Here is a 25,364-nt window from a genome sequence, read left to right on the forward strand (position 1 = left end):
GGTGCACCGGTCCAGCCAGTTGGAGTAACCACGGACCCGCCCCGCACCACCCTCACAGCGATGCCACGGCCACCGTCTCCGGCGCCCCCGCACCCGCGCCCATCCACACCCCCACCCGGGTACGGGTGGCGACCAACTGGCCTTCCTGCGGGTACGCGTGCCAGGTCCGCCACCGCACCTGGCCCTCGTGGCGCTGGGCCAGCAGGGCGGTGAAGGCGTGCGGGCTTCCCGGGAAGGTGCCGGCGAGTCCGTTCGGGTGATCCGCGACCAGTGCGAGCAGTTCCTGGGCGCGCCCGGCGAACGAGCCGCGCGAGAGGGTCTCGACGCGGGCGGCGAACTCGTACTCCCAGTCGCCCAGCCGCTCGGCCACCCCCAGCGGCAGCGGGGTGCTACTGCCGGGCATGCAGGCGACCGTCTCCGAACAGAGCACCTCCCCTTCCTCCAGGAGCACCTGGTGGGAGGCGCCGAGCAGGCGCAACTCCACCTTCGCGCCCGCGAGCTGGAGGTTCAGTACGGCGAGGGCGGGCAGCCGGTCCCGTCCCAGGGCCCAGGCGAGGTCGGCGGCACGCGTGTCGGTGTAGGTGGTCTGGAGGGTCGTGAGCATGAGTCGGCTCCGCAAACGCGCGAGGGAGGTGGGCCGGGGACCGCCAGCGGTTGGTCAACGGGTGGGGGGACACCGGCACGGGTCCACAGGAAGTCCAGGGAGGTCCGAGGACTGGTCTACTCAACCGAGGGAATCATGAAAGGCACGGCACTCACAGCGTTTTTACCCAACTTGAAAGGGTTTACATCCCCCCGGGGGCCACCCGGTTCACGTGTTCAACCGCATGCCGCCCGTACGTCGTAACGCGCAGCCGGACACGCGTGCCGACAAGGTGCTGCCGGGGTGCGAACGAGGAGACGCCCAAGGGAAGTTGTCCCCGCTGGGCGTCCCGTTTACGCGGTACCGGCCGTACCGATCCTCAACTGGATCCGCAGCCGCCGCCACCGCAGGAGGAACCGCACGAGGACGAGGACCCACAGGAGGAGCCGCCGGAGCAGCCGCCCGAGGAACCGTCGGAGCCGCTTCCGGCCCACCAGCTGCTGCCACTGCCACCACCACTGCCGCTCCCGCCGCCCGCGGCCTTGACGGCCACGATGACGATCCCGACGACGACGGCACCCAAGAGCACTACGGCAAGAACCATCTCCTCGCCCCTCTCTGAACCCCCGGAGTCCCGGGGTGCGGGACCCCCGTGTCCCGTGTGCGGGGGAGATGCCCGCAGGCCACTCGCGCCAAAGCACACTTGAGCAACTCCAGAGGTTCCCCGCAGGATGGCCGCCATGAGCGCACCCGCGGGCGGCAGCCGCCCCTTCCTGAACCGCCGACTGGCGGCCTTCGGCACGACGATCTTCGCGGAGATGTCGGCCCTGGCCACCGCCACCGGGTCGATCAACCTGGGCCAGGGTTTCCCCGACACCGACGGCCCGGCCGAGATCGCCGAGGCGGCCGTACGCGCGATCCGGGACGGCCGGGGCAACCAGTACCCGCCGGGCCCCGGCGTCCCGGAACTGCGGCTCGCGATCAGCGAGCACCAGCGGCGGTTCTACGGGCTGACGTACGACCCCGACACCGAGGTGCTGGTCACGGCGGGCGCCACGGAGGCCATCGCGGCCGCCCTGCTCGCCCTGCTGGAACCGGGCGACGAGGTCATCGCCCTGGAGCCGTACTACGACTCCTACGCCGCCTGCATCGCCATGGCCGGCGCCGTCCGCGTACCGCTGACGCTGCGCGCCCCCGGCTTCCGCCTCGACGTGGACGCGCTGCGCGCCGCCGTCACCCCCCGCACCCGGCTGCTCCTGCTGAACACCCCGCACAACCCCACGGGCACGGTCCTGACCCCGGCGGAGCTGGCGGCCGTCGCCGAGCTGGCGGTCGAGCGGGACCTGCTGGTCGTCACCGACGAGGTCTACGAGCACCTGGTCTTCGAGGGCTCGCACACCCCGCTCGCCTCGCTGCCCGGCATGCGCGAGCGCACGGTCACCATCTCCTCGGCCGGCAAGACGTTCTCCTTCACGGGCTGGAAGGTCGGCTGGATCACCGCCTCGCCCGCCCTGGTCGCGGCGGTCCGCTCGGTGAAGCAGTTCCTCACCTACGTCTCCTCGGGCCCCTTCCAGCACGCGATTGCCGAAGCCCTGGCCCTGCCCGACGCGTTCTACGAGACCTTCCGCGCCGACCACCTCGCCAAGCGCGACCTGCTCGCCGACGGGCTCGCGGCGGCGGGCTTCGAGGTGTTCCGCCCGCAGGGCACCTACTTCGTCACCACCGACATCACCCCGCTCGGCGAGAAGGACGGCCTCGCCTTCTGCCGCGCCCTGCCCGCGCGCTGCGGCGTGGTCGCCATCCCGAACCAGGTCTTCTACGACGACCGGGCGGCCGGCGCCACCCAGGTCCGCTGGGCGTTCTGCAAGCGGACGGAGGTTCTCCGGGAGGCGGTCGCCCGGCTCGGCCGGCTTTAGTGCGAAGATGCCGCGGGCACCCGAACGGGCGCGTTCGGGTCCCCCGAAAGACTTTCGACGCGGGAGCGCCGTGCGCGCCCGTCACCTGGGCGAACGGTGGTGTGGCGCGTGTCGGCGGGGAATCGGCGCGGGGGTCGGCCTCGTAGGGTCTTCCCAGCGTGGGGAAGCCGGTCGGGGGCCCCTTCCAGCGCGGGCTCCGGAACGACCGGCGCCGGAGCGAGGCTGACGAACGCGAACGCGCCGGGAGCGCCGGCGGGAGGACCGGGAGACATGGCTGCGGTTTCGACGGGTCCGACGGTCTCGCTGCGGCCGCCGCGGGCACAGACGGACGGCCCGTCGCCGGCCCTCCTCGCGCTCGGCGTGTTCGCCGCCGTCCGCGGGGCCGGGGTGCTGGTCATCGCGATCGGCGCCTGGTGGGCGGGCCGGGACCCGGTCCGGGTGCTCGGCGGCTCCTGGGACTCCGTCTGGTACCTCGGCATCGCCGCCCACGGGTACGGGCGGACCCAGATGTGGGCGAACGGCTCCGTACAGAGCGACTACGCCTTCTTCCCGCTCTACCCGGTACTGGTGCGCCTCGCGGGCGGCGGCGCGCTCGCCGCGCTGGGCGTGGCGTGGGCCGCCGCGGCCGGGGCCGCCGTCGGGGTCCTGCGGGTCGGGGAACGGCTGCTGGGGCCCCGGGGCGGGGTGTTGCTGGTCGCCCTGTGGGCCGTGCTGCCGCACGCCGTGGTGCTGAGCGCCGGCTACACCGAGGCACTGCTGGCCGCGCTCGCCGCCTGGGCCCTGTACGCGCTGCTGCGGGAGCGCTGGCTGTGGGCCACCGCCCTGGCGGTGCTCGCCGGGCTGACCCGGCCCACGGGGATCGCCGTGGCCGCCGCCGTGTCGCTGACGGCCCTGCACGCGCTGGCGGTACGGGGCCGGCGCGCGCCCGAGGTGTGGGCGGCCGCGCTGCTGGCCCCGGCGGGCTGGGCCGCGTACGTCCTGGCGGTGGGGGTGCGCACGGGGCATCCGGTCAGCGGGTACTTCACCGTCCAGCGGCGCTGGGGATCCCGCTTCGACTTCGGCGTGGGCACGCTGCGCGACGCCGAGAAGGTGCTGACCGGCGGCCCCGTGCCGTTCGCCACGACCGTCACCGTGGCGGTGCTCGTCGTGGCGGCGCTGCTGGCGGTCCCGCTGGTGCTGGACCGGGCACCGCTGGCGCTGCTCGCGTACACCGGGGTGCTGATGCTGATCACCTACGGCGGGGGCGGCTTCTTCGAGTCGAAGCCGCGCTTCCTGCTGCCCGCGTTCCCCCTGCTGCTCGCGCCCGCCGCGGTCATGGCCAGAGCCCGGCCCCGCACCGCGGTCGCGGTGACCGCGGTGCTGGCCGGGCTCTCGTACGGCTACGGGGTGTACCTGCTCCTGGTGGCGCCGGTACCGCTGTGACGGGTTACTGCTCCTCGTCGCCCTTGTCGTCCCCGCCGTCGGCGGAGTCGGCGTCCTGTTCCAGGCCGAGCTGCTCGATGAGCCACTTGTCGAACTCGATCGAGGCCCGGACCCAGCTGACGGTGGAGGACACGAAGTGCTCCAGGCTGACGCCGGTGCCGACCAGCATCTGCGCTTCGCCGATCAGGCGGACGGAGCCGTCGTCGTGCGTGTGGCTGTAGACCTTCGGCCACAGGGTGCGGCGGTTCCAGTCGTCGATCGTCTCCAGGAGCTGCGGCTTGTCTTCGATGCCGTGCGGACGGTCGTAGAAGGTCCGCACCGAGAAGACCTGCTGCTCGCCGTCGCCGCGGAACATGAAGTACGTACGGAACTCCTCCCACGGCGCCGCGAGGTCACCCTCGTCGTCGACGACGTACTTGAGCTCCATCTGCTCCAGCAGCTGCTTGACCAGATCCTGGTCGGGGACGACGGGGCCCGCCGGTCCTGTGGCCTGCGGATCGGGCTGCTGCCCTCCGAAGTTCGGAATCGAGGCCGGGTCGATGCTCACCGTGTACTTCCCTTCGTGCGGATGGGTGTCATCCTCCCCCATCGGTCCTACCCCGTGTCCAGCCCCGCACGTCCGATCCGCTCCGGGCGGACACGAGTAGGGCCCAGGTAAGGCCGGCGGCGGGCCGGGGCCCGGTTCCCGGGGCCCCGGCCGGCCTCACAGCGCCTTGCCGACCAGCAGGCCCTCCCCCGCCACGTCCACGCGTACGGTGTCGCCCTCGCGGACCTCGCCCGCCAGGATCTCCTTGGCCAGGCGGTCCCCGACGGCCGTCTGGATCAGGCGGCGCAGGGGCCGGGCGCCGTACGCCGGGTCGTTGCCCTTGTCCGCCAGCCAGGCCAGGGCCTCCGGCGTCACGTCCAGGGTCAGCCGGCGGTCGGCCAGCCGCTTGGCGAGCCGGCCGATCTGGAGCTCTGCGATGTGGGCCAGCTCGTCGCGGCTCAGCGCGGAGAAGACCACCAGGTCGTCCAGGCGGTTGAGGAACTCCGGCTTGAACGAGGCCCGCACCACCTCGAGGACCTTGGTCTTCTTGTCCTCCGGTGAGGCCAGGGGGTCCATCAGGAACTGGGACCCCAGGTTCGAGGTCAGGATCAGGATGGTGTTGCGGAAGTCCACCGTGCGGCCCTGGCCGTCCGTGAGGCGGCCGTCGTCCAGGACCTGGAGCAGGATGTCGAAGACCTCGGGGTGGGCCTTCTCCACCTCGTCCAGCAGGACGACCGAGTAGGGGCGCCGGCGCACGGCCTCGGTGAGCTGGCCGCCCTCCTCGTAGCCGACGTAGCCGGGCGGCGCGCCGACCAGCCGGGCCACCGAGTGCTTCTCGCCGTACTCCGACATGTCGATGCGGACCATGGCCCGCTCGTCGTCGAAGAGGAAGTCCGCGAGGGCCTTGGCGAGCTCGGTCTTGCCCACGCCCGTGGGGCCCAGGAAGAGGAACGAGCCCGTGGGCCGGTCCGGGTCCGCGATGCCCGCCCGGGTGCGGCGCACGGCGTCGGAAACGGCCCGTACGGCCTCCTCCTGGCCGATCAGCCGGCGGCCCAGCTCGGCCTCCATGCGCAGCAGCTTCTGCGTCTCGCCTTCGAGGAGGCGGCCCGAGGGGATGCCCGTCCAGGCGCCGACCACGTCCGCGATGTCGTCCGGCCCGACCTCGTCCTTGACCATGGCGTCCTTGGCCGGGCCGGCCTGCGAGGCCTCGGCCTCGGCTTCGGTGGCCTCGGCCAGCTCGCGCTCCAGGGCCGGGATCTCCCCGTAGAGCAGCTTGGACGCCGCGTCGAAGTCGCCGTCGCGCTGGGCGCGCTCGGCCTGCCCGCGCAGGTCGTCCAGGCGCTCCTTGAGCTCGCCGACCCGGTTGAGGGACTGCTTCTCCTTCTCCCAGCGCGCGGTCAGGCCGCGCAGCTCCTCCTCCTTGTCCGCCAGGTCCTTGCGGATCTTCTCCAGGCGCTCGATGGAGGCCGGGTCGGACTCGTTCTTCAGCGCCAGCTCCTCCATGCGCAGCCGGTCGACGGAGCGCTGGAGCTCGTCGATCTCGACGGGGGAGGAGTCGATCTCCATCCGGAGCCGGGACGCGGCCTCGTCCACCAGGTCGATGGCCTTGTCCGGGAGGAACCGGGAGGTGATGTAGCGGTCCGAGAGGGTGGCCGCGGCGACGAGCGCGCTGTCGTTGATGACGACCTTGTGGTGGGCCTCGTAGCGGCCCTTGAGGCCGCGCAGGATGGCGATGGTGTCCTCGACCGTCGGCTCCGCCACCAGCACCTGCTGGAAGCGGCGCTCCAGCGCCGGGTCCTTCTCGATCCGCTCGCGGTACTCGTCGAGCGTGGTCGCGCCGACCATGCGCAGTTCGCCGCGGGCGAGCATGGGCTTGAGCATGTTGCCCGCGTCCATGGCCGAATCGCCGCCGGCGCCCGCGCCGACGACGGTGTGCAGCTCGTCGATGAAGGTGATGATCTGGCCGTCACTGGACTTGATCTCGGCGAGGACCGTCTTGAGCCGTTCCTCGAACTCGCCGCGGTACTTCGCGCCGGCCACCATGGCGCCGAGGTCGAGGGCGACGAGCCGCTTGTTCTTCAGGGACTCGGGGACGTCGCCCTTGACGATCCGCTGCGCCAGGCCCTCGACCACGGCCGTCTTGCCGACGCCGGGTTCGCCGATGAGGACCGGGTTGTTCTTCGTACGGCGGGAGAGCACCTGGACGACGCGCCGGATCTCCTGGTCGCGGCCGATGACGGGGTCGAGCTTGCCCTCGCGGGCGGCCGCCGTGAAGTCGGTGCCGAACTTCTCCAGGGCCTTGTACTGGCCCTCGGGGTCGGGAGTGGTCACCCGCCGCCCTCCTCGTGAGTTCTCGAAGGCGTCCAGCAGCTTGCGCGCCGTCGCCCCCTGGGCGGTCAGGACCTCGCCGGCCGCGCCGCCCTTGGCGGCGAGGGCGATGAGGAGGTGTTCGGTGGAGAGGTACTCGTCGCCGAGCTCGCCCGCCCGTTCGTCGGCCTCGGCGAGCACGGCGAGCAGCTCGCGCGTGGGCTGCGGCGGCGCCACCGTGGACCCGGTGACGCTGGGCAGGGCGGCCAGCAGCCGCTCGGCGCCCGTGCGTACGGCGGCCTGGTCGGCCTCGGTCGCGGCGAGCAGGTCGATGAGGTTCTCGTTCTCATCGCCGGTGAGCAGGGCCAGCAGCAGGTGCGCGGGGGTCAGGTCCGGGTGGCCGTCCTTCACGGCCCTGCTGGTGGCCGCGTTCAGGGCGTCGCGGCTCTTGTTCGTCAGCTCGGCTTCCACCGCCGCTCTCCTCTCCGTGGCAGGTTGGGGTCGTCACGCCGTCACGTACGGCATGGCACCCGATGTGACAGATACAGCGTGCACAAAGTTGAGTCTATTCCACTCAAGGACGTTTTCAAGGCTCGGCGGGCCCCGGACGTACGCTTCGCCCCATGGCCCACGACGTACTCCACCCGACGCCCGAATACCTCGCCTTCTGGCAGGAACGGCACGTCTGCACCCTCACCACCCACCGCCCGGACGGCAGCCCGCACGTGGTGCCGGTGGGGGTGACGTACGACCCCGCGGCCGGACTGGCCCGGGTGATCAGCAACAAGCACAGCAAGAAGGTCCGCAACGTACTGGCGGCGCCGGACGGCGTCGCGAGGGTGGCGGTGTGCCAGATGGCGGGGCGGCGCTGGGCCACCCTGGAGGGGCGCGCCACGGTCCGCACGGACGAGGCGTCGGTGGCCGACGCGGTGGAGCGCTACGCGCGGCGGTACGGGCGCACGCCCTCGCCGAACCCGGACCGGGTCGTCCTGGAGATCGCCCTGGACCGGGCGATGGGCCGCGCCTGAGGCGCACGGGGCGTCAGGCGCCTCCGCTGCCGCCCGCAGACATCACAACGGCGCCATCGTGGTCAGGTCCACGATGGCGCCGTTGTGTGGGGGTAGCGCCTGAGCGATGTGCAACGAGGGGGAATCGCTTCAGGCACTTCGGGGGGTGGCGGCGGTGATATCGGGCTCGAACAGCTGGTGGTCACGCTGGTCGAGGTTGACGAAGACCATTCCGTACCGCACCTCGCAGCGGACGGGCTGCGGTGCGCCCCGGGGGCGGCGCAGACAGCGGTAGGCGCGGACGTCTTCGTCCTCTTCTCGTACTACGACGATCGGCTGGCCGAACAAGGTGACCATCAACGAATCGCCGGCGTGGGGGATCGCCGTGGCGAGGTCGATGAACTGCCATCCGGACCGGTACGCCGAAGCCATCTCGCGTCGGAAGTCCCGGTCGTCGGGGGTCACTGGGAGACCTGCGCAGGGGCAGTGTCCCAGCCGAGGTCTAGGGGAGCCGCGTTCCAGCCGAGATCGTGCTTGCCTGCCGACTCGACGGGCGCACCGGCAGCACTGGCCTGAACGCTTCCCGCGTCCCCGTTGACGGCGACGACTGCCCCGAAGACCGCAACGGCGGAGAAAACAACGGCAAGCGCCGAGCGAAGCATTCTCTTATACATGGTCGGCTTCGTCCTCACTTGATGGAATCCTCTCCCCCGCAGTGACAGACGATGGCTTATTCAGGCACGTCAGTGCCACAGGGACGATGCATCATGTTCTTACATGTTCAGGACCCTGGGGGGTGGAGATTTGACAAGAAGCGAGACAAACCCGACACATCCCCACCCCGTCACGGCGATGTGCGCGGAGGGAGCACGGCTTTACGCGGCCGCGCTGAGCAGCGGCCGCGTCGCCCGCGGTGAGGTCAGGAACGCCCCCTGCCTGCTCGAATTCGCTCTGCTACGACCCGACCCGGATGACGCGAACCAACTCCGCGCGGTTCCCCCGTCGGTCGCACTCGCCCAACGGCTCCACCCCATCGAACGTGAGATCCAGGACCGCAGACGCACCGCTGTAGATCTCACCGATGCATTCGAGCCGTTCCTCACCATCAGCGCCCAGAGTCCCGCCAACACCCACGCCATCACGGTGCTGGAGGGAATCGACCAGATCAACGCCGCGCTCGACCTGGCCACCGCCGAGTGCCACACCGAGGCCCTGACCGTCCAGCCGGGCGGCGCCCGGCCCACGTTCATCCTCAGCGAGGCCCTGGAGCGCGCCGCGCCGCTGATCGACCGCGGGGTGAGCATCCGTACGCTCTACCAGCACACCGTGCGGCACAGCCAGGGCACGCTCGCCTACGTGGACCGCATCTCCACGGGAAAGGTGGAGATCCGCACGCTGGAGGAGCTCATCGAGCGCCTCATGATCTTCGACCGTACGGTGGCGTTCATCCCCGCGAGCGACGACCGCCGGGTGGCGCTGGAACTGCGGCACCCGGGACTGGTCGACTACCTCATCAAGGTCTTCGAGCAACTCTGGCGCCGGGCCGTGCCGTTGGGCGACGAGGTGACGTACACGCACACGCCGGATGGTATCTCCGGTGTCCAGCGGTCCATCGCCCAACTCCTCATCGAGGGGCACGTGGACGAGGCGATCGCGCGCCGGCTGGGGATGAACGTACGCACCTGCCGCGCGCACATCGCGAAGCTGGCGACCGCTCTGGGCAGCGGCAGCCGCGCCCAGCTCGGCTTCCTCATCGCGCAGTCGGGGATCCTGCACAGCGCGGCCCCGCCGCTGCCGCCGGGGCACGTCTGACGCGCGAGGCCGTCCGACGCACGAGGCCGTCCGACGCACGAGGCCGTCCGATGCCGGAACGCAGAGGACCCCGCCCGGTTTCCCCGGGCGGGGTCCAGATGTCCTGCGAAGCGGGCCGACAGGCCCTCCGTCGCCCCGGTCAGCCCTGCGGCCGCTTGGGGCGCCACACGACCAGCGCACTGCCTGCCTGCGGCGGCTGGTACGGGACCAGGTCGCGCCGGTACGAGGCGTGCACCTGCGCTTCCCTGGCCTGGAGGGCGGCGGCCGCGCCGTCCACAGCGGTGGACAGTTCGGCCACGCGCTGCTGCAGGGCCGCGACCTGGTTCTCCAGCTCGATGATCCGCTTGATCCCCGCGAGGTTGATGCCCTCGTCCTGGGACAGCGCCTGCACCGTACGGAGCAGCTCGATGTCCCTGGCCGAATATCGCCGTCCGCGCCCGGCCGTCCGGCCCGGTGAGACCAGCCCGAGGCGGTCGTACTGGCGCAGGGTCTGCGGATGCAGGCCCGAGAGCTGGGCGGCCACCGAGATCACATAGACCGGTGTCTCATCGGTCAGTTGGTACGGGTTCTTGCGGCGGCCGTCCATCTCATGCTCCCTTCGCGGACTCGAACAGCGCGGCACGCGGGTCCTCGGACCCGGTCGCGTCGCGGTACATCTCCAGCGCCTCGCGGGCCTTGTCCGACAGCTCCGCCGGGACGGCCACCTCGACCGTCACCAGCAGGTCGCCGCGGGTGCCGTCCTTGCGGACCGCGCCCTTGCCCCGGGCGCGCATCGTACGGCCGCCCGGCGTGCCGGGGGGCAGTTTCAGCGTGACCGAAGGACCGTTCAGCGTCGGCACCTTGATCTCGGCGCCGAGGGCCGCCTCCGCGAACGTCACCGGGACGGTCACCGTCAGGTTGTCGTCCTTGCGCCCGAACACGGGGTGGCTGCCGACGTGGACCACCACGTACAGGTCGCCGGCGGGACCGCCGCGCTCGCCCGGAGCGCCCTTGCCGCGCAGCCGGATCCGCTGGCCGTCGGAGACGCCCGCCGGGATCCGGACCTGCATGGTGCGGGAACTGCGGGCCCGGCCGCTGCCCTTGCAGACGTCACAGGGGGTCTCGGCGATCAGGCCGCGGCCCTTGCAGTCCGCGCAGGGGTCCGTCAGCGAGAAGCCGCCGCCGCTGCCCCGCGACACCTGGCCGGTACCGACGCAGGTCGGGCACACCCTGGGGGTGCCGTTCTTGTCGCCGGTGCCCGAACAGGCCTTGCAGGGCGCCTGCGAGGACATCCGGAGCGGGACCGTGGCCCCGTCCACCGCCTCCGTGAAGGAGAGGGTGACCTCCGACTCGATGTCCTGGCCGCGGCGGGGCTGGGTGCGGGTGCCCGCACCGGGGCCCGCGCCGCCGCGGTTGAACAGGCCGCCGAAGACGTCCCCGAGGCCGCCGCCGAAGCCGCCGCCCGCGCCGCCCGGCTGGGTACCGCCGAAGAGGTCGCCGAGGTCGAAGTTGAACGAGCCGCCGGCGCCGCCCGGGCCGGGGCGGAAGCCACCGTTCCCGAACAGCGCGCGGGCCTCGTCGTACTCCTTGCGCTTCTTGGCGTCCCCGAGGATGTCGTTCGCCTCGGAGATCTCCTTGAAGCGCTCCTCGGCCGAGGCGTCACCCTTGTTGGCGTCCGGGTGGAACTCGCGGGCGAGCTTCCGGTACGCCTTCTTGATCTCGGCCTCGGTGGCGTCCTTGGGGACACCGAGGACCTTGTAGTAGTCCTTCTCGACGAAGTCCTTCGTGCTCATCCCCGGTGGCCCTCCTCTCGTACACCTACATGTTCGACGTCAGCCCTTGTCCGGGGCATCCGTGTCCTTGTCAGACGGCTTGTCGCCGTCCGCGGACTCGGACTTCGCGGCGGGAGCCGCGCCCGGCTGGGGCTCGGCCACCGCGACCCGGGCGGGACGGATGGTGCGCTCGCCGATCCGGTAGCCCGGCTGCAGGATCGCCACGCAGGTCGTCTCGGTGACGTCCGGCGCGTACGAGTGCATCAGGGCCTCGTGGACCGTCGGGTCGAAGGGCTCGCCCTCCTTGCCGAACTGCTGCAGCCCCATCTTGGCGGCGGCGGTCTCCAGCGATTCGGCCACCGACTTGAAGCCGCCGACCAGTTCGCCGTGCTCCCGCGCCCGGCCGATGTCGTCCAGGGTCGGGAGCAGTTCCGTCAGGAGGGACGCGACCGCGATCTCCTTGACGGCGATCCGGTCCCGCTCCACCCGACGGCGGTAGTTCTGGTACTCCGCCTGGAGCCGCTGGAGGTCCGCGGTGCGCTCGCCGAGCGCGGTGCGGGCCTGGTCCAGCTGCGCCACGAGGGCCGTCTCCTTGCCGAGGGTCTCGGCTGCTGCGTCCCCGGCCGGGGCCGCCTCGTCCTCCTTGGAGGAGTCGGCGGCCTTCGGCTCGGCTGCCGCGTCGTCCGCGCCGGCGCCGGTGGGGACATCAGGCTTCTCGTCGAAACCCGGGGTCTCCTCCGACATCAGGCAGCGCCACCCTTCGGCTTCTCGTCGTCCACGATCTCGGCGTCGACCACGTCGTCGTCGGCCTTGGCCTGGCCGGCGTCGCCCGCGCCACCGGCGGCCTGGGCCGCCTGGGCGTCGGCGTAGATCGCCTGGCCGAGCTTCTGGCTGACCGCCGCGACCTTCTCCGTCGCGGTACGGATCTCGGTGGTGTCCTCGCCCTTGAGCTTCTCCTTCAGCTCGGCGACGGCCGCCTCGACCTCGGACTTGACGTCGGCCGGGACCTTGTCCTCGTTGTCCTTGACGAACTTCTCCGTCTGGTACACGAGCTGCTCGGCCTGGTTGCGGGTCTCCGCGGCCTCCTTGCGGCGCAGGTCCTCGTCCGCGTACTGCTCCGCCTCCTGGCGCATGCGGTCGACCTCGTCCTTGCCGAGCGAAGAGCCGCCGGTGACGGTCATCTTCTGCTCCTTGCCCGTGCCGAGGTCCTTGGCCGTGACGTGCATGATGCCGTTGGCGTCGATGTCGAAGGAGACCTCGATCTGCGGGACGCCGCGCGGGGCCGGCGGCAGACCGGTCAGCTCGAACATGCCGAGCTTCTTGTTGTACGCCGCGATCTCGCGCTCGCCCTGGTAGACCTGGATCTGCACCGACGGCTGGTTGTCCTCGGCCGTCGTGAAGATCTCCGACCGCTTGGTCGGGATGGTCGTGTTGCGCTCGATGAGCTTGGTCATGATGCCGCCCTTGGTCTCGATACCGAGGGACAGCGGGGTCACGTCGAGCAGCAGGACGTCCTTGACCTCACCCTTGAGCACACCGGCCTGGAGGGTGGCGCCGATGGCGACGACCTCGTCCGGGTTGACGCCCTTGTTGGCGTCCTGACCGCCGGTGAGCTCCTTGACGAGCTCGGCGACGGCCGGCATGCGGGTGGAGCCGCCGACCAGGACCACGTGGTCGATCTCGGACAGCTGGATGCCGGCGTCCTTGATGACGTTGTGGAACGGGGTCTTGCAGCGGTCGAGCAGGTCCGCGGTCAGCTGCTGGAACTGGGCGCGGGTGAGCTTCTCGTCCAGGTGCAGCGGGCCCTCGGCGGAAGCCGTGATGTAGGGCAGGTTGATCGAGGTCTCCGTGGAGGAGGACAGCTCGATCTTCGCCTTCTCGGCGGCCTCGCGCAGCCGCTGGAGCGCCATCTTGTCCTTGGACAGGTCGACGCCGTGGCCGTTGGCGAACTGCTTCACGAGGTAGTCGACGACGCGCTGGTCCCAGTCGTCGCCACCGAGGTGGTTGTCGCCGTTGGTGGCCTTCACCTCGACGACGCCGTCGCCGATCTCCAGGAGGGACACGTCGAAGGTGCCGCCACCGAGGTCGAAGACGAGGATCGTCTGGTCGTCCTTGTCGAGGCCGTAGGCCAGGGCGGCGGCCGTCGGCTCGTTGACGATGCGCAGGACGTTCAGGCCCGCGATCTCGCCGGCCTCCTTCGTCGCCTGGCGCTCGGAGTCGTTGAAGTAGGCCGGGACGGTGATGACCGCGTCCGTGACCTTCTCCCCCAGGTACGCCTCGGCGTCGCGCTTCAGCTTCTGCAGGATGAAGGCGCTCATCTGCTGCGGGTTGAAGTCCTTGCCGTCCAGGTTGATCTTCCAGTCAGTGCCCATGTGGCGCTTGACCGAGCGGATCGTACGGTCCACGTTCGTGACCGCCTGGCGCTTGGCGACCTCGCCGACGAGGACCTCGCCGTTCTTGGCGAAGGCGACGACGGACGGCGTGGTCCTGGCGCCCTCGGCGTTGGTGATGACGGTGGGCTCGCCGCCTTCCAGAACGCTGACGACGGAGTTAGTGGTGCCCAGGTCGATGCCGACCGCACGTGCCATTTTGATTCCTCCAGCTGACTTGAGTGGAACAGACTCAAGGATGCAGGAACCCTCCGCCTTCGTCAACAGAGGTGAGCCGAGTCGACTCAACTCTTACGCCAGCCTTACGCTCAACCAGCACCTGCGCCCCTGCTCGGCGGGGCCGAGCGGGCGACGCCCGCCGCGCGCCGACCCGGACCCGGGGCGGCCTTGCGGCACGGTGCCTGCATGCCGCTGCCGCCCCTCACGCTCACCGCGATCCGGCGCCCCGCCTGGACGCCCCCGCGGCCGGACCTTTCGGCGAAGCGGGTGCTCGACCTCCTCGGAGCGCTGCTCCTGGCCGTCGCGTTCGCCGTCCCGCTGCTCGCGGCGGCCGCACTGCTGTACGTGGCCGGGGCCGGGCGGCGCGGGACGCCGGGCGCGCGTGTCCTCGTACGACAGCCGGCGGCCGGGGCGGGCGGACGGACGTTCCGGACCTGGCGGCTGCGCACGGAGGGCGCGGGCCGGGCGGGCGCGCTCGTCGAGCGGTGCGCCCTGGACGCGCTGCCGCAGCTGCTCAATGTGCTACGGGGCGAGATGTCACTGGTCGGCCCGCGCCCCGAAGCGTGCGTGGACAGGGCCGATAGGCTGCTCGTACGGCCCGGTATGACCGGATTGTGGCAAGTGAGCGCCCGCTCCGACCTGCCCTGGGAAGAGATGGCCCTGCTGGACCGGCACTATGTGGAGAGTCACTGGCTGGGGATGGATCTGGCGATCCTCGCGCAGACCCCCCGGGCCGCCTACCGACAGAGGCATGCCTGAGCGACACAGATCACCGCACGCCCACCTACATTGCGGCGCGGGAACTGGGTAACCTCAAGCCTTGACTCAATAAGTTACCGCTTAGTAAGTCCCGCCCGAGGAGCCGTCCCATGCAACTCGCCGCGATCATCGTGTCGCTGGTCCTGACCGTGATCGGCGTCGCGCTCATCGCCCGAGCCGTGGCGCAGATCTACCGCTTCGTGAAGCTGGGCCAGCCGGTGCCGGCGGGCAGCCGCACGGACGAGCCGACGGCCCGCAGCCTCACGCTGGCCAAGGAGTTCGTCGGCCACACCCGGATGAACCGGTGGGGCGTCATCGGCGTCGCCCACTGGTTCGTCGCCGTGGGCTTCCTGACGCTCGGCCTGACGATCGTCACGGCCTACGGCCAGCTCTTCAAGGCCGACTGGGTGCTGCCGATCATCGGCGGTTGGCTGCCCTACGAGCTCTACACCGAGTTCATCGCGCTGTTCACGACCCTCGGCATCCTGACCCTGATCGGCGTCCGCCTGGCGAGCCTGCCCTCGCGGGCGGGCCGCAAGTCCCGCTTCGCGGGCTCCAAGGCGGGCCAGGCGTACTTCGTCGAGTACGTCATCCTCACCATCGGCCTCGCGATCATGACCCTTCGCGGGCTTGAGGGCGCGATCCACGGCGTCGGGCACTACGAGGCCTCGTACTGGGCCTCGTACCCGCTTGTGCTCGCGTTCAAGGGCCTCTCCTACGGCACCCTGCAGAACCTGGTCTACCTGACCGCCATGATCAAGCTCGGCGTCACCATGACCTGGGCCATCACGGTCGGCCTCAACACCAACATGGGTGTCGCCTGGCACCGCTTCCTCGCCTTCCCGAACATCTGGTTCAAGCGGAACGCGGACGGCGCGACCGCGCTGGGCGCGCTCCAGCCGATGACCAGCGGCGGCAAGGAGATCGACTTCGAGGAGCCGGGCGAGGACGACGTCTTCGGCGTCTCCCAGGTCGAGCAGTTCTCCTGGAAGGGCATCCTCGACTTCTCCACCTGCACCGAGTGCGGCCGCTGCCAGTCGCAGTGCCCCGCCTGGAACACCGGCAAGCCGCTGTCCCCGAAGCTCCTGATCATGTCGCTGCGCGACCACGCGCACGCCAAGGCGCCGTACCTGCTCGCGGGCGGCGGCAAGGACATGGAGGGCAACGAGAAGGCGACCGCCGAGCAGTTGAAGGACGTTCCCGCCTCCGCCCTGGCCGAGGCGGAGCGTCCGCTGATCGGCACGGTCGAGGAGAACGGCGTCATCGACCCCGACGTGCTGTGGTCCTGCACCACCTGCGGCGCGTGCGTCGAGCAGTGCCCGGTCGACATCGAGCACATCGACCACATCGTCGACATGCGGCGCTACCAGGTGATGATCGAGAGCGCGTTCCCGTCGGAGGCGGGCACGATGCTCAAGAACCTGGAGAAGAAGGGCAACCCCTGGGGCCTGGCCAAGAAGCAGCGGGTGGAGTGGACCAAGGAGGTCGACTTCGAGGTCCCGATCGTCGGCAAGGACGCGGAGGACCTCTCCGAGTTCGACTACCTCTACTGGGTCGGCTGCGCCGGCGCGTTGGAGGACCGGGCGAAGAAGACCACGAAGGCCTTCGCGGAGCTGCTGAACATCGCGGGCGTCAAGTTCGCGATCATGGGCGGGGACGAGAAGTGCACCGGTGACTCGCCGCGCCGCCTGGGCAACGAGCCGCTGTTCCAGCAGCTGGCGCAGGAGAACGTGGCCATGCTGAACATGGCCTTCGGCGAGGACGACGAGGACCCCGAGACGCGCAAGCCGAAGTCGGCGAAGCGGATCGTCTCGACCTGCCCGCACTGCTTCAACACCATCGCGAACGAGTACCCGCAGCTGGGCGGCGAGTACGAGGTCATCCACCACACGCAGCTGCTCCAGCACCTGATCGACGAGGGCCGGCTGACGCCGGTGACGCCGGTCGACGGGCTGATCACGTACCACGACCCGTGCTACCTGGGCCGGCACAACAAGGTCTACACGCCGCCGCGCGAGATCATGTCGGCCGTGCCGGGGCTGCGGCAGCAGGAGATGCACCGCCACAAGGAGCGGGGCTTCTGCTGTGGCGCGGGCGGCGCGCGGATGTGGATGGAGGAGCGGATCGGCAAGCGCATCAACAACGAGCGCGTCGACGAGGCCCTGTCCCTGAACCCGGACATCGTGTCGACGGCGTGCCCGTTCTGCCTGGTGATGCTGACCGACTCGGTGAACGGCAAGAAGAACGACGGCCAGGCCAAGGAGTCCGTCCAGGTGGTGGACGTGGCGCAGCTGCTGCTGGAGTCGGTGAAGACCCCGGGCCCGGACGCGGAGGCGCTGGCGCTGGCCGAGGCGGAAGCTGCGGCTGCTGCCGAGGCGGAAGCTGCGGCTGCCGCTGCGGAGGCCAAGGCGAAGGCAGAGGCCGACGCCAAGGCGAAGGCGGAGGCGGAAGCTGCGGCTGCTACGGCGGCGGCGGCGAAGGCCGAAGCGGACGCCAAGGCGGAGGCCGAAGCGGACGCAGCTGCCCAGCCGAAGGCCGAGGCGGAAGCGGACGCAGCTGCACCGGCCGAGGCCGTCGAGGCCGACGCCAAGGCGGAGGCGGAGGCGCCGAAGACCGACGCCCAGCCCGTGGCGGAGGTGCCCGCGCCGAAGGCGGACACCGAGCCCGAGGCAGAGGCGCCCGCGCCGAAGGCCGACGCCGGCGCGGAGGCCCCCGCGGCCGACGCGGAGCCGGAATCCCAGGCCCCCGAGGCCGACGCGAAGGCTGACGCGCCCGAGGGCGCCAAGTAGGCCCGCGCAGCTCCGCACGGACATCGGCATCGGAACGGCCGGTCCCCGACCAGGGGGCCGGCCGTTCCGGCTTCCCGCCCACCCCCCCGGCCCGTACCGAACACACCCCCCGGGAGTTCCCCTAGGGGATGTCACAGGTCAGCCGCAAAGGACACCGGTTCCGGCCGCCCGTCCACCCCCGGCCGCCGGACCAGGTACTTTCGATCACGTGGCTGGATTCAGGATCGGACGCGGCCGGGACAACAACCGCACCCCGCAACAACCCCCGCAACCCCCGCGGCAGCAGCCGTACGGTCAGCAGCAGGCGCCAGGCGCGCCGCAGGCGCCGTACGGCCGTCAGCCCTACCCGCCCGCCGGCCCCCCTCCGCAGCAGCAGTGGCCCCAGCAGGCCACCGGCGGCGCCCGGGACCACGGCGAGCCCGAGTACTTCGACCCCTACGGTCAACCGCACCCCCAGGCGTACCAGCAGCCCGCGCACGAGGCCTCGTACGCCGACAATCCCGGCTACACCCAGGCCTTCTCCATCGGCGAGGACCCGTACGGCCAGGCCGCGCCCTACCAGGGGGCGACGTACCAGGCCGGCTCGGCCCCGGCCGCCCCGGCGGGTCCGCGGCTGCCCTGGAAGGAACTCCTGCGCGGCATCGTGATGCGGCCGGGCCCGACGTTCTTCCGGATGCGCGACTACCCCGTCTGGGGCCCGGCGCTGATCGTGACCTTCCTCTACGGCATGCTCGCGGTCTTCGGCTTCGACAAGGCCCGCGAGGACGCCATCAAGGCCACCCTCGCCCAGGCCGTCCCCATCGTCCTCAGCACCGGCGTCGCCTTCGTCATCTGCGGCCTCATCCTGGGCGGCGTCACCCACACCCTGGCCCGCCAGCTGGGCGGCGACGGCGCGTGGCAGCCGACCGTCGGCCTGTCGATGCTGGTCATGTCGATCACCGACGCGCCGCGCCTGCTGTTCGCGGTCTTCCTCGGCGGCGACAACATGGTCGTGCAGGTCCTGGGCTGGGCCACCTGGCTGGCGGCCGGCGCGCTGTTCACGTCGCTGGTGAGCAAGTCGCACGACCTGCCCTGGCCGAAGGCGCTGGGCGCGTCCGCGATCCAGCTGATCGCGCTGCTGTCGATCATCAAGCTCGGCACGATCTGAGCGCTCACGCCGAACACGCACGAAGGGGACCGGCGCACGGATGCGGCGCCGGTCCCCTTCGCTGTACCCCTCGTACGTCCCTCGCCGTCAGGCGTCGAGGACCTGGCCCTCGCGCTTGACGACGGGCGGCTCGACCGACCACGGGAAGTTGATCCACTCGTCGGTCTTCTTCCACACGTACTCGCACTTCACGAGCGAGTGCGACTTCTCGTAGATGACGGCCGACCGGACCTCCGCCACCGTGCCCAGGCAGAAGTCGTGCACCAGCTTCAGCGTCTTGCCGGTGTCGGCGACGTCGTCGGCGATCAGCACCTTCTTGTCGGTGAAGTCGATCGCCTCGGGCACCGGCGCCAGCATGACCGGCATCTCCAGGGTGGTGCCCACTCCGGTGTAGAACTCGACGTTCACGAGGTGGATGTTCTTGCAGTCGAGCGCGTACGCCAGACCGCCCGCCACGAACACGCCGCCGCGGGCGATGCTCAGGATGATGTCGGGCTCGTAGCCGTCGTCGGCGATGGTCTGCGCCAGCTCGCGCACGGCGCGCCCGAACCCGTCGTACGTCAGGTTCTCGCGTACTTCGCTCATGCCTCGTGCCTCACCTGGGTGCGGTGGAAGTTCTGGAAGGAGCGCGACGCCGTCGGGCCGCGCTGGCCCTGGTAGCGCGACCCGTACCGCTCGCTGCCGTACGGGAACTCCGCGGGCGAGCTGAGCCGGAACAGGCACAGCTGGCCGATCTTCATACCCGGCCACAGCTTGATCGGCAGCGTGGCGAGGTTCGACAGCTCCAAGGTCACGTGGCCCGAGAAACCCGGGTCGATGAAGCCGGCGGTCGAATGCGTGACCAGCCCCAGGCGGCCCAGGCTGGACTTCCCCTCCAGCCGGGAGGCGATGTCCTCGGGCAGCGAGATGACCTCGTAGGTCGAGGCGAGGACGAACTCGCCCGGGTGCAGGATGAACGCCTCGTCCCCCTCCGGCTCGACCATCCGGGTCAGGTCCGGCTGCTCGGTGGCGGGGTCGATGTGGGCGTAGCGGTGGTTCTCGAAGACCCGGAAGAACCGGTCGAGACGCACATCGATGCTGGAGGGCTGCACCATCGACTCGTCGAACGGGTCGATGCGAACCCGTCCGCTGTCGATCTCGGCCCGGATGTCTTTGTCAGAGAGAAGCACGTCCCGAGGATACGCAGAGCGCGCGGGCCACCCCCAATCGAGAGCAGCGCCCGCGCGCCCTGATCACTACGCCCCGACGGCTACCGCTTCGCGCCGCCCACGGGCACGGCGTGCCTCAGCCGCGCGCACCGCGGACACCGCAGCAGCCGCCCCGGCCCGATCCGGGCGGCACCGAGCTGCCGCAACGGGAACGAAGCGGTGCTGAAAACGTGCCCTTCGGCACAACGGACGACGGTGTGCTCCATCGAGTCCCTTTCCCCAACGAGCCGTACTGCGACGAATCGCCACATTAGGGGATGACTCAGACCCACTCCAGCCGCCGCTCCGAACCTTAAGCTACGCCCCAACTCCCGCCCCCACGCCCCCTCCTGTACCGCCGAAACGACAACGACCCCGCGGCGGATTCACCGGGGGTCGATCATGAGGTAGAGTGGGCGAAGCTGAGGATCCAGGCAACTGGAAACCTATGCGGATGTAGTTTAATGGTAGAACATGAGCTTCCCAAGCTTATAGCGCGGGTTCGATTCCCGTCATCCGCTCAGATACGAAGGCCCAGGTCAGCGACCTGGGCCTTCGTCGTTGTCTAGACCTCTCGCACCTCGCCGTGCCCTCCGCATACCCCAAAGCGCGGAAGCCGCGGCCAGCGGGCCCTCCGCGCACCACTTGCACCACATGAACACAGAGGCGTCCCGGATCGCGAGATGCATTTTTCACGCGACCTGCACCACAAGCTGCCGATCCTGCGCGAATTCGGCTCCGCAAAGCGGAGACCGCAACCACCCACGGGCAACTGGGCTCATTCCTACGGCACCCCTGCCAGCACGAGCACGCCTGGTTCTCTGAACCGGGCCATCGCTCTGGCTTGCAGGAGTCGGCTCGGACCGCTGCTTTGCGTTCGGCTCTTGCTGCCATGTGTCGGGCTCTTGACCCTCACGTGACGTCAGGCCGCATAGTCGGTGCCGTGAAGGATCACTGGACCGTGGGACGCGTGGCCGAGCTGGCCGGCGTGAGCGTCCGCACGCTGCATCACTATGACGAGATCGGGCTCGTGCGTCCGTCGGCGCGGACCGCGGCCGGGTACCGGGCCTATTCGGCGGGCGACGTGGAGCGGCTGCGGGAGGTGCTTGCCTACCGGCGGCTGGGCTTCGGTCTGCGGGAGGTCGCGGAGTTGGTGGGCGACTCGTCCACCGACGCGGTCGCGCACCTGCGCCGACTGCGCGGCCTGCTGCTGGAGCGGCGTGAACGTACTGACGGCATGGTGGCGGCCATCGACAGGGAACTTGAGGCACGGGCGAAGGGGCTGAAGGTGACACCGGAGGAGCAACTGGGAATGCTCGGTGCACGGCTGTACGACGCGATCGGCGGCGCTTACACGGCGACGCGGCGTACCGAGCCGCGTATTGCCGCGCAGATCTTGGACGCGCTCGGGGACGCGCGGACGGTGCTGAACGTCGGGGCCGGCACCGGCTCCTATGAACCTGCCGATCGCGAGGTGACCGCGGTGGAGCCGTCGGAGGTCATGCGGCGTCAGCGGCCTGCCGGCTCGGCGCCGTGCGTGGCCGCCGCCGCGGAGAGCCTGCCGTTCGAGGACCACTCCTTCGACGTGGCGATGGCCGTCTCCACCGTTCACCACTGGGGGGACCCGATAGCGGGGTTGCGCGAGATGCGGCGCGTGGCCCGGCGCGTGGTGGTGCTCACGTTCGACACCGACGAGCCCGGATGGCAGGACCGGTTCTGGCTTACCCGCGACTATCTGCCCGAGTTCGCCACCGTCCTCGCAGAATTTCCCTCGCTTGCCGGGATGGCTGACGCGATCGGCGCCCGCGCCGAGCCGGTGCCCATCCCGTGGGACTGCGCTGACGGCCTGTTCGAGGCGTACTGGCGCCGACCGGACGCGTATCTGGAGGATCACGTGCGCCGTGCGGTGTCGGTATGGACGAGGGTCGGACCGGAGGCCGAGCAACGGGCGGTACGAAGCCTCAGCGACGACCTCGCCTCCGGCCGTTGGGCCGAGCGCAACAGCCACCTCGCCGACCTTGACGCGGCAGATCTCGGCCTCCGCCTGCTCATGGCTTGAACCGCGTCACAGCGTCAGTGTCATGGCGGCTCCTGGACGGCCCGCCGGTCATGTGCGGCGCTGACCCGGCATGGCGCTGTGGACAGGCCAGGACCGGCGGCGCGACCCGGCATGCCCAGGTCGATCGCCCGCGAGCTCCGCCGGTCGATCCGCGCTAGCTCGCCCACCGCCAACGAACGAATGTCACAGCAGGTGCGGTGGCGGCACGACCAGGACCACTGCGAGAAGGCGTGGCCTCATCCGGGGGAGCGCCTGGGTCTCGAACCATCCACCGGAGGGGAGCACGTGACGGCGAGCCGTACCGGGGGTGGGGTCGCCGAGTCCGGACGGGTCGATGCCGAGGTTGGCCAGTTCGACGATCTGGTCGGCGACGGCCTTCACCTCGTCACGCACGACTTTCGGGTAGCCGGCCTCGTCCTCGGCGTGGAAGGCGTACTCCCACACCCAACGGTCTCGGTCACCGGGCGGCCTCGCCGGCGGTTCGGAGGCCGGCCTCGGAGGCGGCGGCGCTGCGAATGCGGCCGATCTCGCCGACGATATCTCGGGCCTCGCCAAGATCGGTGACCTCTCCGGCACGGGCCTCAAGCGCGTGGAGCCGGGCGGCGGTCTCCGGGTGTCGGGCAATGGCCACCTCAACGGCCCACGCCTCCGTGAAGGTGCGGAGGGGAATGGCGGAAACCTCGGCGCGCGCCCGGGCGGTGCTGGCCGCGCGGTCGCGGTCGAAGTCGGCGAGCAACTGCGGGGCTACCTGGGCGAGAGCGGCGCGGATGGCCTCGGGCTGGACGGGGGGCTGCGGGACGGCGGACTGCTCGGGAGCGGTGCTCATGCGGCTTCGGTCCTCTCCTCCTGGTCCAGTTCGCCCGCCCGATAGGCGTTGGCGAGGGTGGTGACGTGCTGGCGGGACCAGCCGACGCGGCGGCCCACCGCGGCCTTCTGGCCGTAGCGGTCGGCGGAGCCGATGCGGCCCGCCGTGCGGTTGAGGTGTGCCTGCGCCCGCACGAGGGCCTGCTCGGCTCGGCGGACAGCCTGGAGAGCCTCGTCCAGGTCGGTATTCTCGGCGTCGGTCAGGGGGTCGCTTGTAGCTCGCACAGCTCGAACATAAACCGTCGCCCGCATTTGACGCTATGCCGCCGCTCGGAAGAGCGATCGCGGCAAGAAGAGGTACCGCCGACACCGAAAGACAAGGGCCGCCGGGCCGCAGTCCTCCAGTACCGCGGCCACCAGGACGGCCCGAGCGCGACGCAGCCCTACGGGAGGCCGTGCCACAACGTGCCAGTAGGGGCGGTAACCAGCGGTCAGCAAGGGCTCGTCAGCCCCACCCAGACGGGGCCGCCGACGCCCATTTCCACAGGTCAGTTGCCATACGAAGACCCAAGCGCCGAGTGATTCCCAGGCTTATAGCGCGGGTTCGAATCCCGTCATCCGCTCTTGAAAGAAGGCCCAGGTCAGCGACCTGGGCCTTCTTCATTGTCTAGACCTCTTGCACCTCGCCGTGCCCTCCGCCTGCCCCAACTCTCAGGAATGCCCTGCCCAGAGGGCCTTGCGGGCACCGCTCGCCCCGCCTGGGAATGTGAGCGTCTCGTATCGCGAGACGCATTTCATGTGACCTGGGGCACGGACGGTCCCACTTCCGGCATTTGCGCGCGGACACTCAGATGGGGCCAGGCGCAGCATGCCGCTGCACCCGGCCCCGCCGGGGCAGCAAGCTTCCCCACGAGCTCCGGCAGCACCGTCGCCTTCTCGCGCACAGCGGCGATGGCCGAGGCGCATTGGTCTGGTCAGTCGAGGCCGATGGCTTCGAGGTGAGCGATGAAGGCCGCGACAAGCCGGGGACGCGTGACCTCAGGACCGGAGCGTCCGGGACCTGCCCTTCGATACCCCACTCGGTGTTGAAGGTGATGGCCTTGTCGTGTGGCACCACCTCGTCCCGGAGCCAGACGACGAAGTTCGCGGCGTCAAGAGCGGTGCAGTCCCTGATCGCCACCCCCTCGGGCGTCAGGGCTGCAAAGCCCTCCAGCACCTCGTCATCAAACGTGAACCCGAAGTGCAGGGAGGCTCTGCGGACCGGACCCGTGCGGCCTTCATCGGGGCGAAGAATCTCGTCGGGGTTTCGTACGAGCAGGTGCGACCGGAACCCCTCGAACGTGAGCCCCCAGGTCTCCCCGTCGACGGGACTGAAGAGGTACATAGTCCGGAGCTCGGCCAGGTCGGACGGGTCCAATTACTTCTCCTGTGACGTGCGGATGTGGATCAGAGAACGTGGCGGGCATAGCCTTTGACCCCGTAGGCGGCCACCAGCACGCGCCAGTAGGAGACGGAGTCGCCGTTGTTCGTGGCAACTTCGACTCCACGCATCTCCGTGTTGCGGGGGTCGCTCAGGGCCGCCGCGTACTTGGTCAGCTCCTCGCGGTCCCCGATGTAGAGAAAGTCCTTCTTGCCTGTCTGGTGGTTTTCACGGAGCTCATCCAACGACCGATAGCACGGCTTGTTCGGCTTGTTGACGTACTTCGCCTCGACTGCCATGCCGTCGTTGTCGCGGAAGCCGTCGACCATCAGCGTGCTATTGGCACTGAGCCCTGTCGGGATGGGAACTTCGTACTCGGGGTACCCGGACACCCGTAGCTGATAGGCCACAGGCCCCCCTGTGCCACCCGAGACGTCTCCCTGCCGGAGCGAGCTCAGCCAGGTCTGGAAGTTCTTCTGCTGCGGCGCGGTGCAGCCGCCATCGTGACCGTCACCGCCGAAGCGCGGACGGTCCCACGCGAGCAGGGTGTCAGCTGTGATGGGGTTCGACTCTTCGGGGATGCGCTTCGAGGCGGTTTCGACGTGGTCCGCGTACGCCTCGCAGGCGTTGGCGATCATGTGGCGGGCGGTGGGGAGGTTCGCCATCAGCCTGGTCCCGGAGCCGCCAGTGACCCCGAACTGCAGGCTGGCGTTGCGGACTGGCTTGTGCGGCCTTCGCCGACCTACAGGAAGGCGTCCGGGCCCGGTGCAAACAGGTCGGTCCTGAAGCCGTCGAAGTCCACGATGCAGACGCCAATGCACGGTGCTCGCACGGGACTTCGGGGCGCGGCGCGACCACCGCGCCACGTCCGCCCGCGTCGACGGCTTCGTGACCCGCGCCGCTGATCCCGCACGCCAAACGGATCGGATCGGCTCCAGCCCGTCCGCGCGCGCCCCACTGCGACCACACAACCGTTTAGCACGAACGTGCGACTCATCTGCCGCACTGACACCTCGTCACTCGTGTAGCCCCTCTTTTCCTATTTGTGGTCTATCGCCCTGAAATATGCGTCAATACTGCCGGGTGACGTCGCATCACCACCACTGGCGGGGAGTTGCCCTGCGGTCCCCCGCTCAGGGTGAGCCTGTGCGTCGGCGCAGGTAGGGAGCTTGCGGCCCTGAGCAGTCACTGTCGCGGGCGCTCGGAATCCTCCCTTCGGGAGGACGACGGATCGAAGTAACAAGAAAGGTCCTGCCATGGCATCGG

23 protein-coding genes, 1 tRNA gene and 1 pseudogene are annotated in these 25,364 nt (G+C 70.2%); 9 read left to right on the forward strand and 16 right to left on the reverse strand.

Annotated elements, in window-relative coordinates; genetic code table 11:
• Positions 1–52 precede the first annotated feature (52 nt).
• Together ACZ4M3_RS09410 and ACZ4M3_RS09415 are read right to left on the reverse strand one after the other, a co-directional pair.
• Positions 53–604 (reverse strand): DUF2617 family protein, encoded by a 552-nt coding sequence (locus tag ACZ4M3_RS09410; protein ID WP_467731023.1) that lies wholly within the window; start codon positions 602–604, stop codon positions 53–55.
• Positions 605–962: 358 nt separating this feature from the next.
• Entirely contained in the window at positions 963–1,187 is a 225-nt protein-coding gene (locus ACZ4M3_RS09415) for a hypothetical protein (protein WP_467731024.1), read from the reverse strand.
• Between the two features lie 127 nt (positions 1,188–1,314).
• On the opposite strand from ACZ4M3_RS09415, the gene ACZ4M3_RS09420 reads away from it, so the two are divergent.
• Positions 1,315–2,499, forward strand: coding sequence for a pyridoxal phosphate-dependent aminotransferase (locus tag ACZ4M3_RS09420; RefSeq protein WP_467731025.1), 1,185 nt, complete (start codon positions 1,315–1,317; stop codon positions 2,497–2,499).
• Between the two features lie 270 nt (positions 2,500–2,769).
• The gene (locus ACZ4M3_RS09425) at positions 2,770–3,921 is read left to right on the forward strand and encodes a hypothetical protein (protein ID WP_467731026.1); all 1,152 of its coding nucleotides are present in this window, start codon (positions 2,770–2,772) and stop codon (positions 3,919–3,921) included.
• 4 nt (positions 3,922–3,925) lie between these two features.
• Here the strand turns inward: ACZ4M3_RS09425 and ACZ4M3_RS09430 are convergent, their stop codons facing one another.
• Together ACZ4M3_RS09430 and clpB are read right to left on the reverse strand one after the other, a co-directional pair.
• Entirely contained in the window at positions 3,926–4,468 is a 543-nt protein-coding gene (locus ACZ4M3_RS09430; protein WP_453353953.1) for a type III secretion system chaperone family protein, read from the reverse strand.
• A gap of 156 nt (positions 4,469–4,624) precedes the next feature.
• Positions 4,625–7,225, reverse strand: coding sequence for an ATP-dependent chaperone ClpB (clpB, locus tag ACZ4M3_RS09435; RefSeq protein ID WP_467731027.1), 2,601 nt, complete (start codon positions 7,223–7,225; stop codon positions 4,625–4,627).
• A gap of 152 nt (positions 7,226–7,377) precedes the next feature.
• On the opposite strand from clpB, the gene ACZ4M3_RS09440 reads away from it, so the two are divergent.
• Positions 7,378–7,782: a pyridoxamine 5'-phosphate oxidase family protein gene (locus ACZ4M3_RS09440; protein ID WP_467731028.1), complete on the forward strand. Its 405-nt coding sequence runs from the start codon at positions 7,378–7,380 to the stop codon at positions 7,780–7,782.
• 129 nt (positions 7,783–7,911) lie between these two features.
• Here ACZ4M3_RS09440 and ACZ4M3_RS09445 read toward each other — a convergent pair whose 3' ends face one another.
• Both ACZ4M3_RS09445 and ACZ4M3_RS09450 read right to left on the reverse strand, forming a co-directional pair.
• Positions 7,912–8,193 (reverse strand): Rieske (2Fe-2S) protein, encoded by a 282-nt coding sequence (locus tag ACZ4M3_RS09445; protein ID WP_136210630.1) that lies wholly within the window; start codon positions 8,191–8,193, stop codon positions 7,912–7,914.
• A gap of 29 nt (positions 8,194–8,222) precedes the next feature.
• Positions 8,223–8,453 carry a hypothetical protein gene (locus ACZ4M3_RS09450; protein ID WP_467731029.1) on the reverse strand — a complete coding sequence of 77 codons (231 nt, stop codon included), beginning with the start codon at positions 8,451–8,453 and terminating at the stop codon, positions 8,223–8,225.
• Positions 8,454–8,538: 85 nt separating this feature from the next.
• On the opposite strand from ACZ4M3_RS09450, the gene ACZ4M3_RS09455 reads away from it, so the two are divergent.
• On the forward strand, positions 8,539–9,573 hold the full coding sequence (locus ACZ4M3_RS09455; RefSeq protein ID WP_467731030.1) for a helix-turn-helix transcriptional regulator: 1,035 nt from the start codon (positions 8,539–8,541) through the stop codon (positions 9,571–9,573).
• A gap of 139 nt (positions 9,574–9,712) precedes the next feature.
• On the opposite strand, the gene ACZ4M3_RS09460 is transcribed toward ACZ4M3_RS09455, so the two are convergent.
• The 4 genes from ACZ4M3_RS09460 to dnaK are packed head-to-tail and all read right to left on the reverse strand — an operon-like array spanning position 9,713 to position 13,912.
• Positions 9,713–10,159, reverse strand: coding sequence for a heat shock protein transcriptional repressor HspR (locus tag ACZ4M3_RS09460; RefSeq protein WP_453354748.1), 447 nt, complete (start codon positions 10,157–10,159; stop codon positions 9,713–9,715).
• Position 10,160: 1 nt separating this feature from the next.
• Entirely contained in the window at positions 10,161–11,345 is a 1,185-nt protein-coding gene (dnaJ, locus tag ACZ4M3_RS09465; protein ID WP_467731031.1) for a molecular chaperone DnaJ, read from the reverse strand.
• Positions 11,346–11,384: 39 nt separating this feature from the next.
• Positions 11,385–12,068, reverse strand: coding sequence for a nucleotide exchange factor GrpE (gene grpE / locus ACZ4M3_RS09470; RefSeq protein ID WP_467731032.1), 684 nt, complete (start codon positions 12,066–12,068; stop codon positions 11,385–11,387).
• On the reverse strand, positions 12,068–13,912 hold the full coding sequence (gene dnaK, locus ACZ4M3_RS09475) for a molecular chaperone DnaK (protein ID WP_467731033.1): 1,845 nt from the start codon (positions 13,910–13,912) through the stop codon (positions 12,068–12,070). Before dnaK ends, grpE begins: the two co-directional genes overlap by 1 nt.
• Positions 13,913–14,119: 207 nt before the next feature.
• Here dnaK and ACZ4M3_RS09480 point away from each other — a divergent pair, with 207 nt between their 5' ends.
• The 3 genes and pseudogenes from ACZ4M3_RS09480 to ACZ4M3_RS09490 all read left to right on the forward strand — a co-directional run bounded on the left by ACZ4M3_RS09480 (position 14,120) and on the right by ACZ4M3_RS09490 (position 18,628).
• Positions 14,120–14,692 (forward strand): sugar transferase, encoded by a 573-nt coding sequence (locus ACZ4M3_RS09480; protein WP_467731034.1) that lies wholly within the window; start codon positions 14,120–14,122, stop codon positions 14,690–14,692.
• 110 nt (positions 14,693–14,802) lie between these two features.
• Positions 14,803–17,073 (forward strand): annotated as a pseudogene (locus ACZ4M3_RS09485) ((Fe-S)-binding protein); the annotation flags it as partial.
• A 616-nt stretch (positions 17,074–17,689) separates the two neighbouring features.
• Positions 17,690–18,628, forward strand: coding sequence for a Yip1 family protein (locus tag ACZ4M3_RS09490; protein ID WP_467731035.1), 939 nt, complete (start codon positions 17,690–17,692; stop codon positions 18,626–18,628).
• An 87-nt stretch (positions 18,629–18,715) separates the two neighbouring features.
• On the opposite strand, the gene ACZ4M3_RS09495 is transcribed toward ACZ4M3_RS09490, so the two are convergent.
• Together ACZ4M3_RS09495 and dcd are read right to left on the reverse strand one after the other, a co-directional pair.
• Complete coding sequence (locus ACZ4M3_RS09495; protein WP_190186079.1) at positions 18,716–19,213, reverse strand: phosphoribosyltransferase; 498 nt, start codon at positions 19,211–19,213, stop codon at positions 18,716–18,718.
• Positions 19,210–19,797, reverse strand: a complete 588-nt coding sequence (gene dcd / locus ACZ4M3_RS09500) for a dCTP deaminase (RefSeq protein ID WP_136210083.1) — start codon at positions 19,795–19,797, stop codon at positions 19,210–19,212. Before dcd ends, ACZ4M3_RS09495 begins: the two co-directional genes overlap by 4 nt.
• A gap of 468 nt (positions 19,798–20,265) precedes the next feature.
• Between dcd and ACZ4M3_RS09505 the strand changes: the two genes are divergently transcribed.
• A tRNA-Gly gene (locus tag ACZ4M3_RS09505) sits at positions 20,266–20,336 on the forward strand.
• 440 nt (positions 20,337–20,776) lie between these two features.
• Positions 20,777–21,874: a MerR family transcriptional regulator gene (locus ACZ4M3_RS09510; protein WP_467731336.1), complete on the forward strand. Its 1,098-nt coding sequence runs from the start codon at positions 20,777–20,779 to the stop codon at positions 21,872–21,874.
• Positions 21,875–22,057: 183 nt separating this feature from the next.
• Here the strand turns inward: ACZ4M3_RS09510 and ACZ4M3_RS09515 are convergent, their stop codons facing one another.
• From ACZ4M3_RS09515 to ACZ4M3_RS09530, 4 genes are all read right to left on the reverse strand, one after another.
• The gene (locus tag ACZ4M3_RS09515) at positions 22,058–22,318 is read right to left on the reverse strand and encodes a hypothetical protein (RefSeq protein ID WP_467731036.1); all 261 of its coding nucleotides are present in this window, start codon (positions 22,316–22,318) and stop codon (positions 22,058–22,060) included.
• A 13-nt stretch (positions 22,319–22,331) separates the two neighbouring features.
• Positions 22,332–22,700: a hypothetical protein gene (locus ACZ4M3_RS09520; protein WP_467731037.1), complete on the reverse strand. Its 369-nt coding sequence runs from the start codon at positions 22,698–22,700 to the stop codon at positions 22,332–22,334.
• Positions 22,697–22,873 (reverse strand): hypothetical protein, encoded by a 177-nt coding sequence (locus tag ACZ4M3_RS09525; RefSeq protein WP_467731038.1) that lies wholly within the window; start codon positions 22,871–22,873, stop codon positions 22,697–22,699. The genes ACZ4M3_RS09520 and ACZ4M3_RS09525 overlap by 4 nt, the downstream gene beginning before the upstream one ends.
• A 1,251-nt stretch (positions 22,874–24,124) precedes the next feature.
• Positions 24,125–24,763: a restriction endonuclease fold toxin-2 domain-containing protein gene (locus ACZ4M3_RS09530; RefSeq protein ID WP_467731039.1), complete on the reverse strand. Its 639-nt coding sequence runs from the start codon at positions 24,761–24,763 to the stop codon at positions 24,125–24,127.
• Between the last annotated feature and the right edge of the window lie 601 nt (positions 24,764–25,364).

This window comes from Streptomyces sp. NPDC026522, from assembly GCF_055567555.1.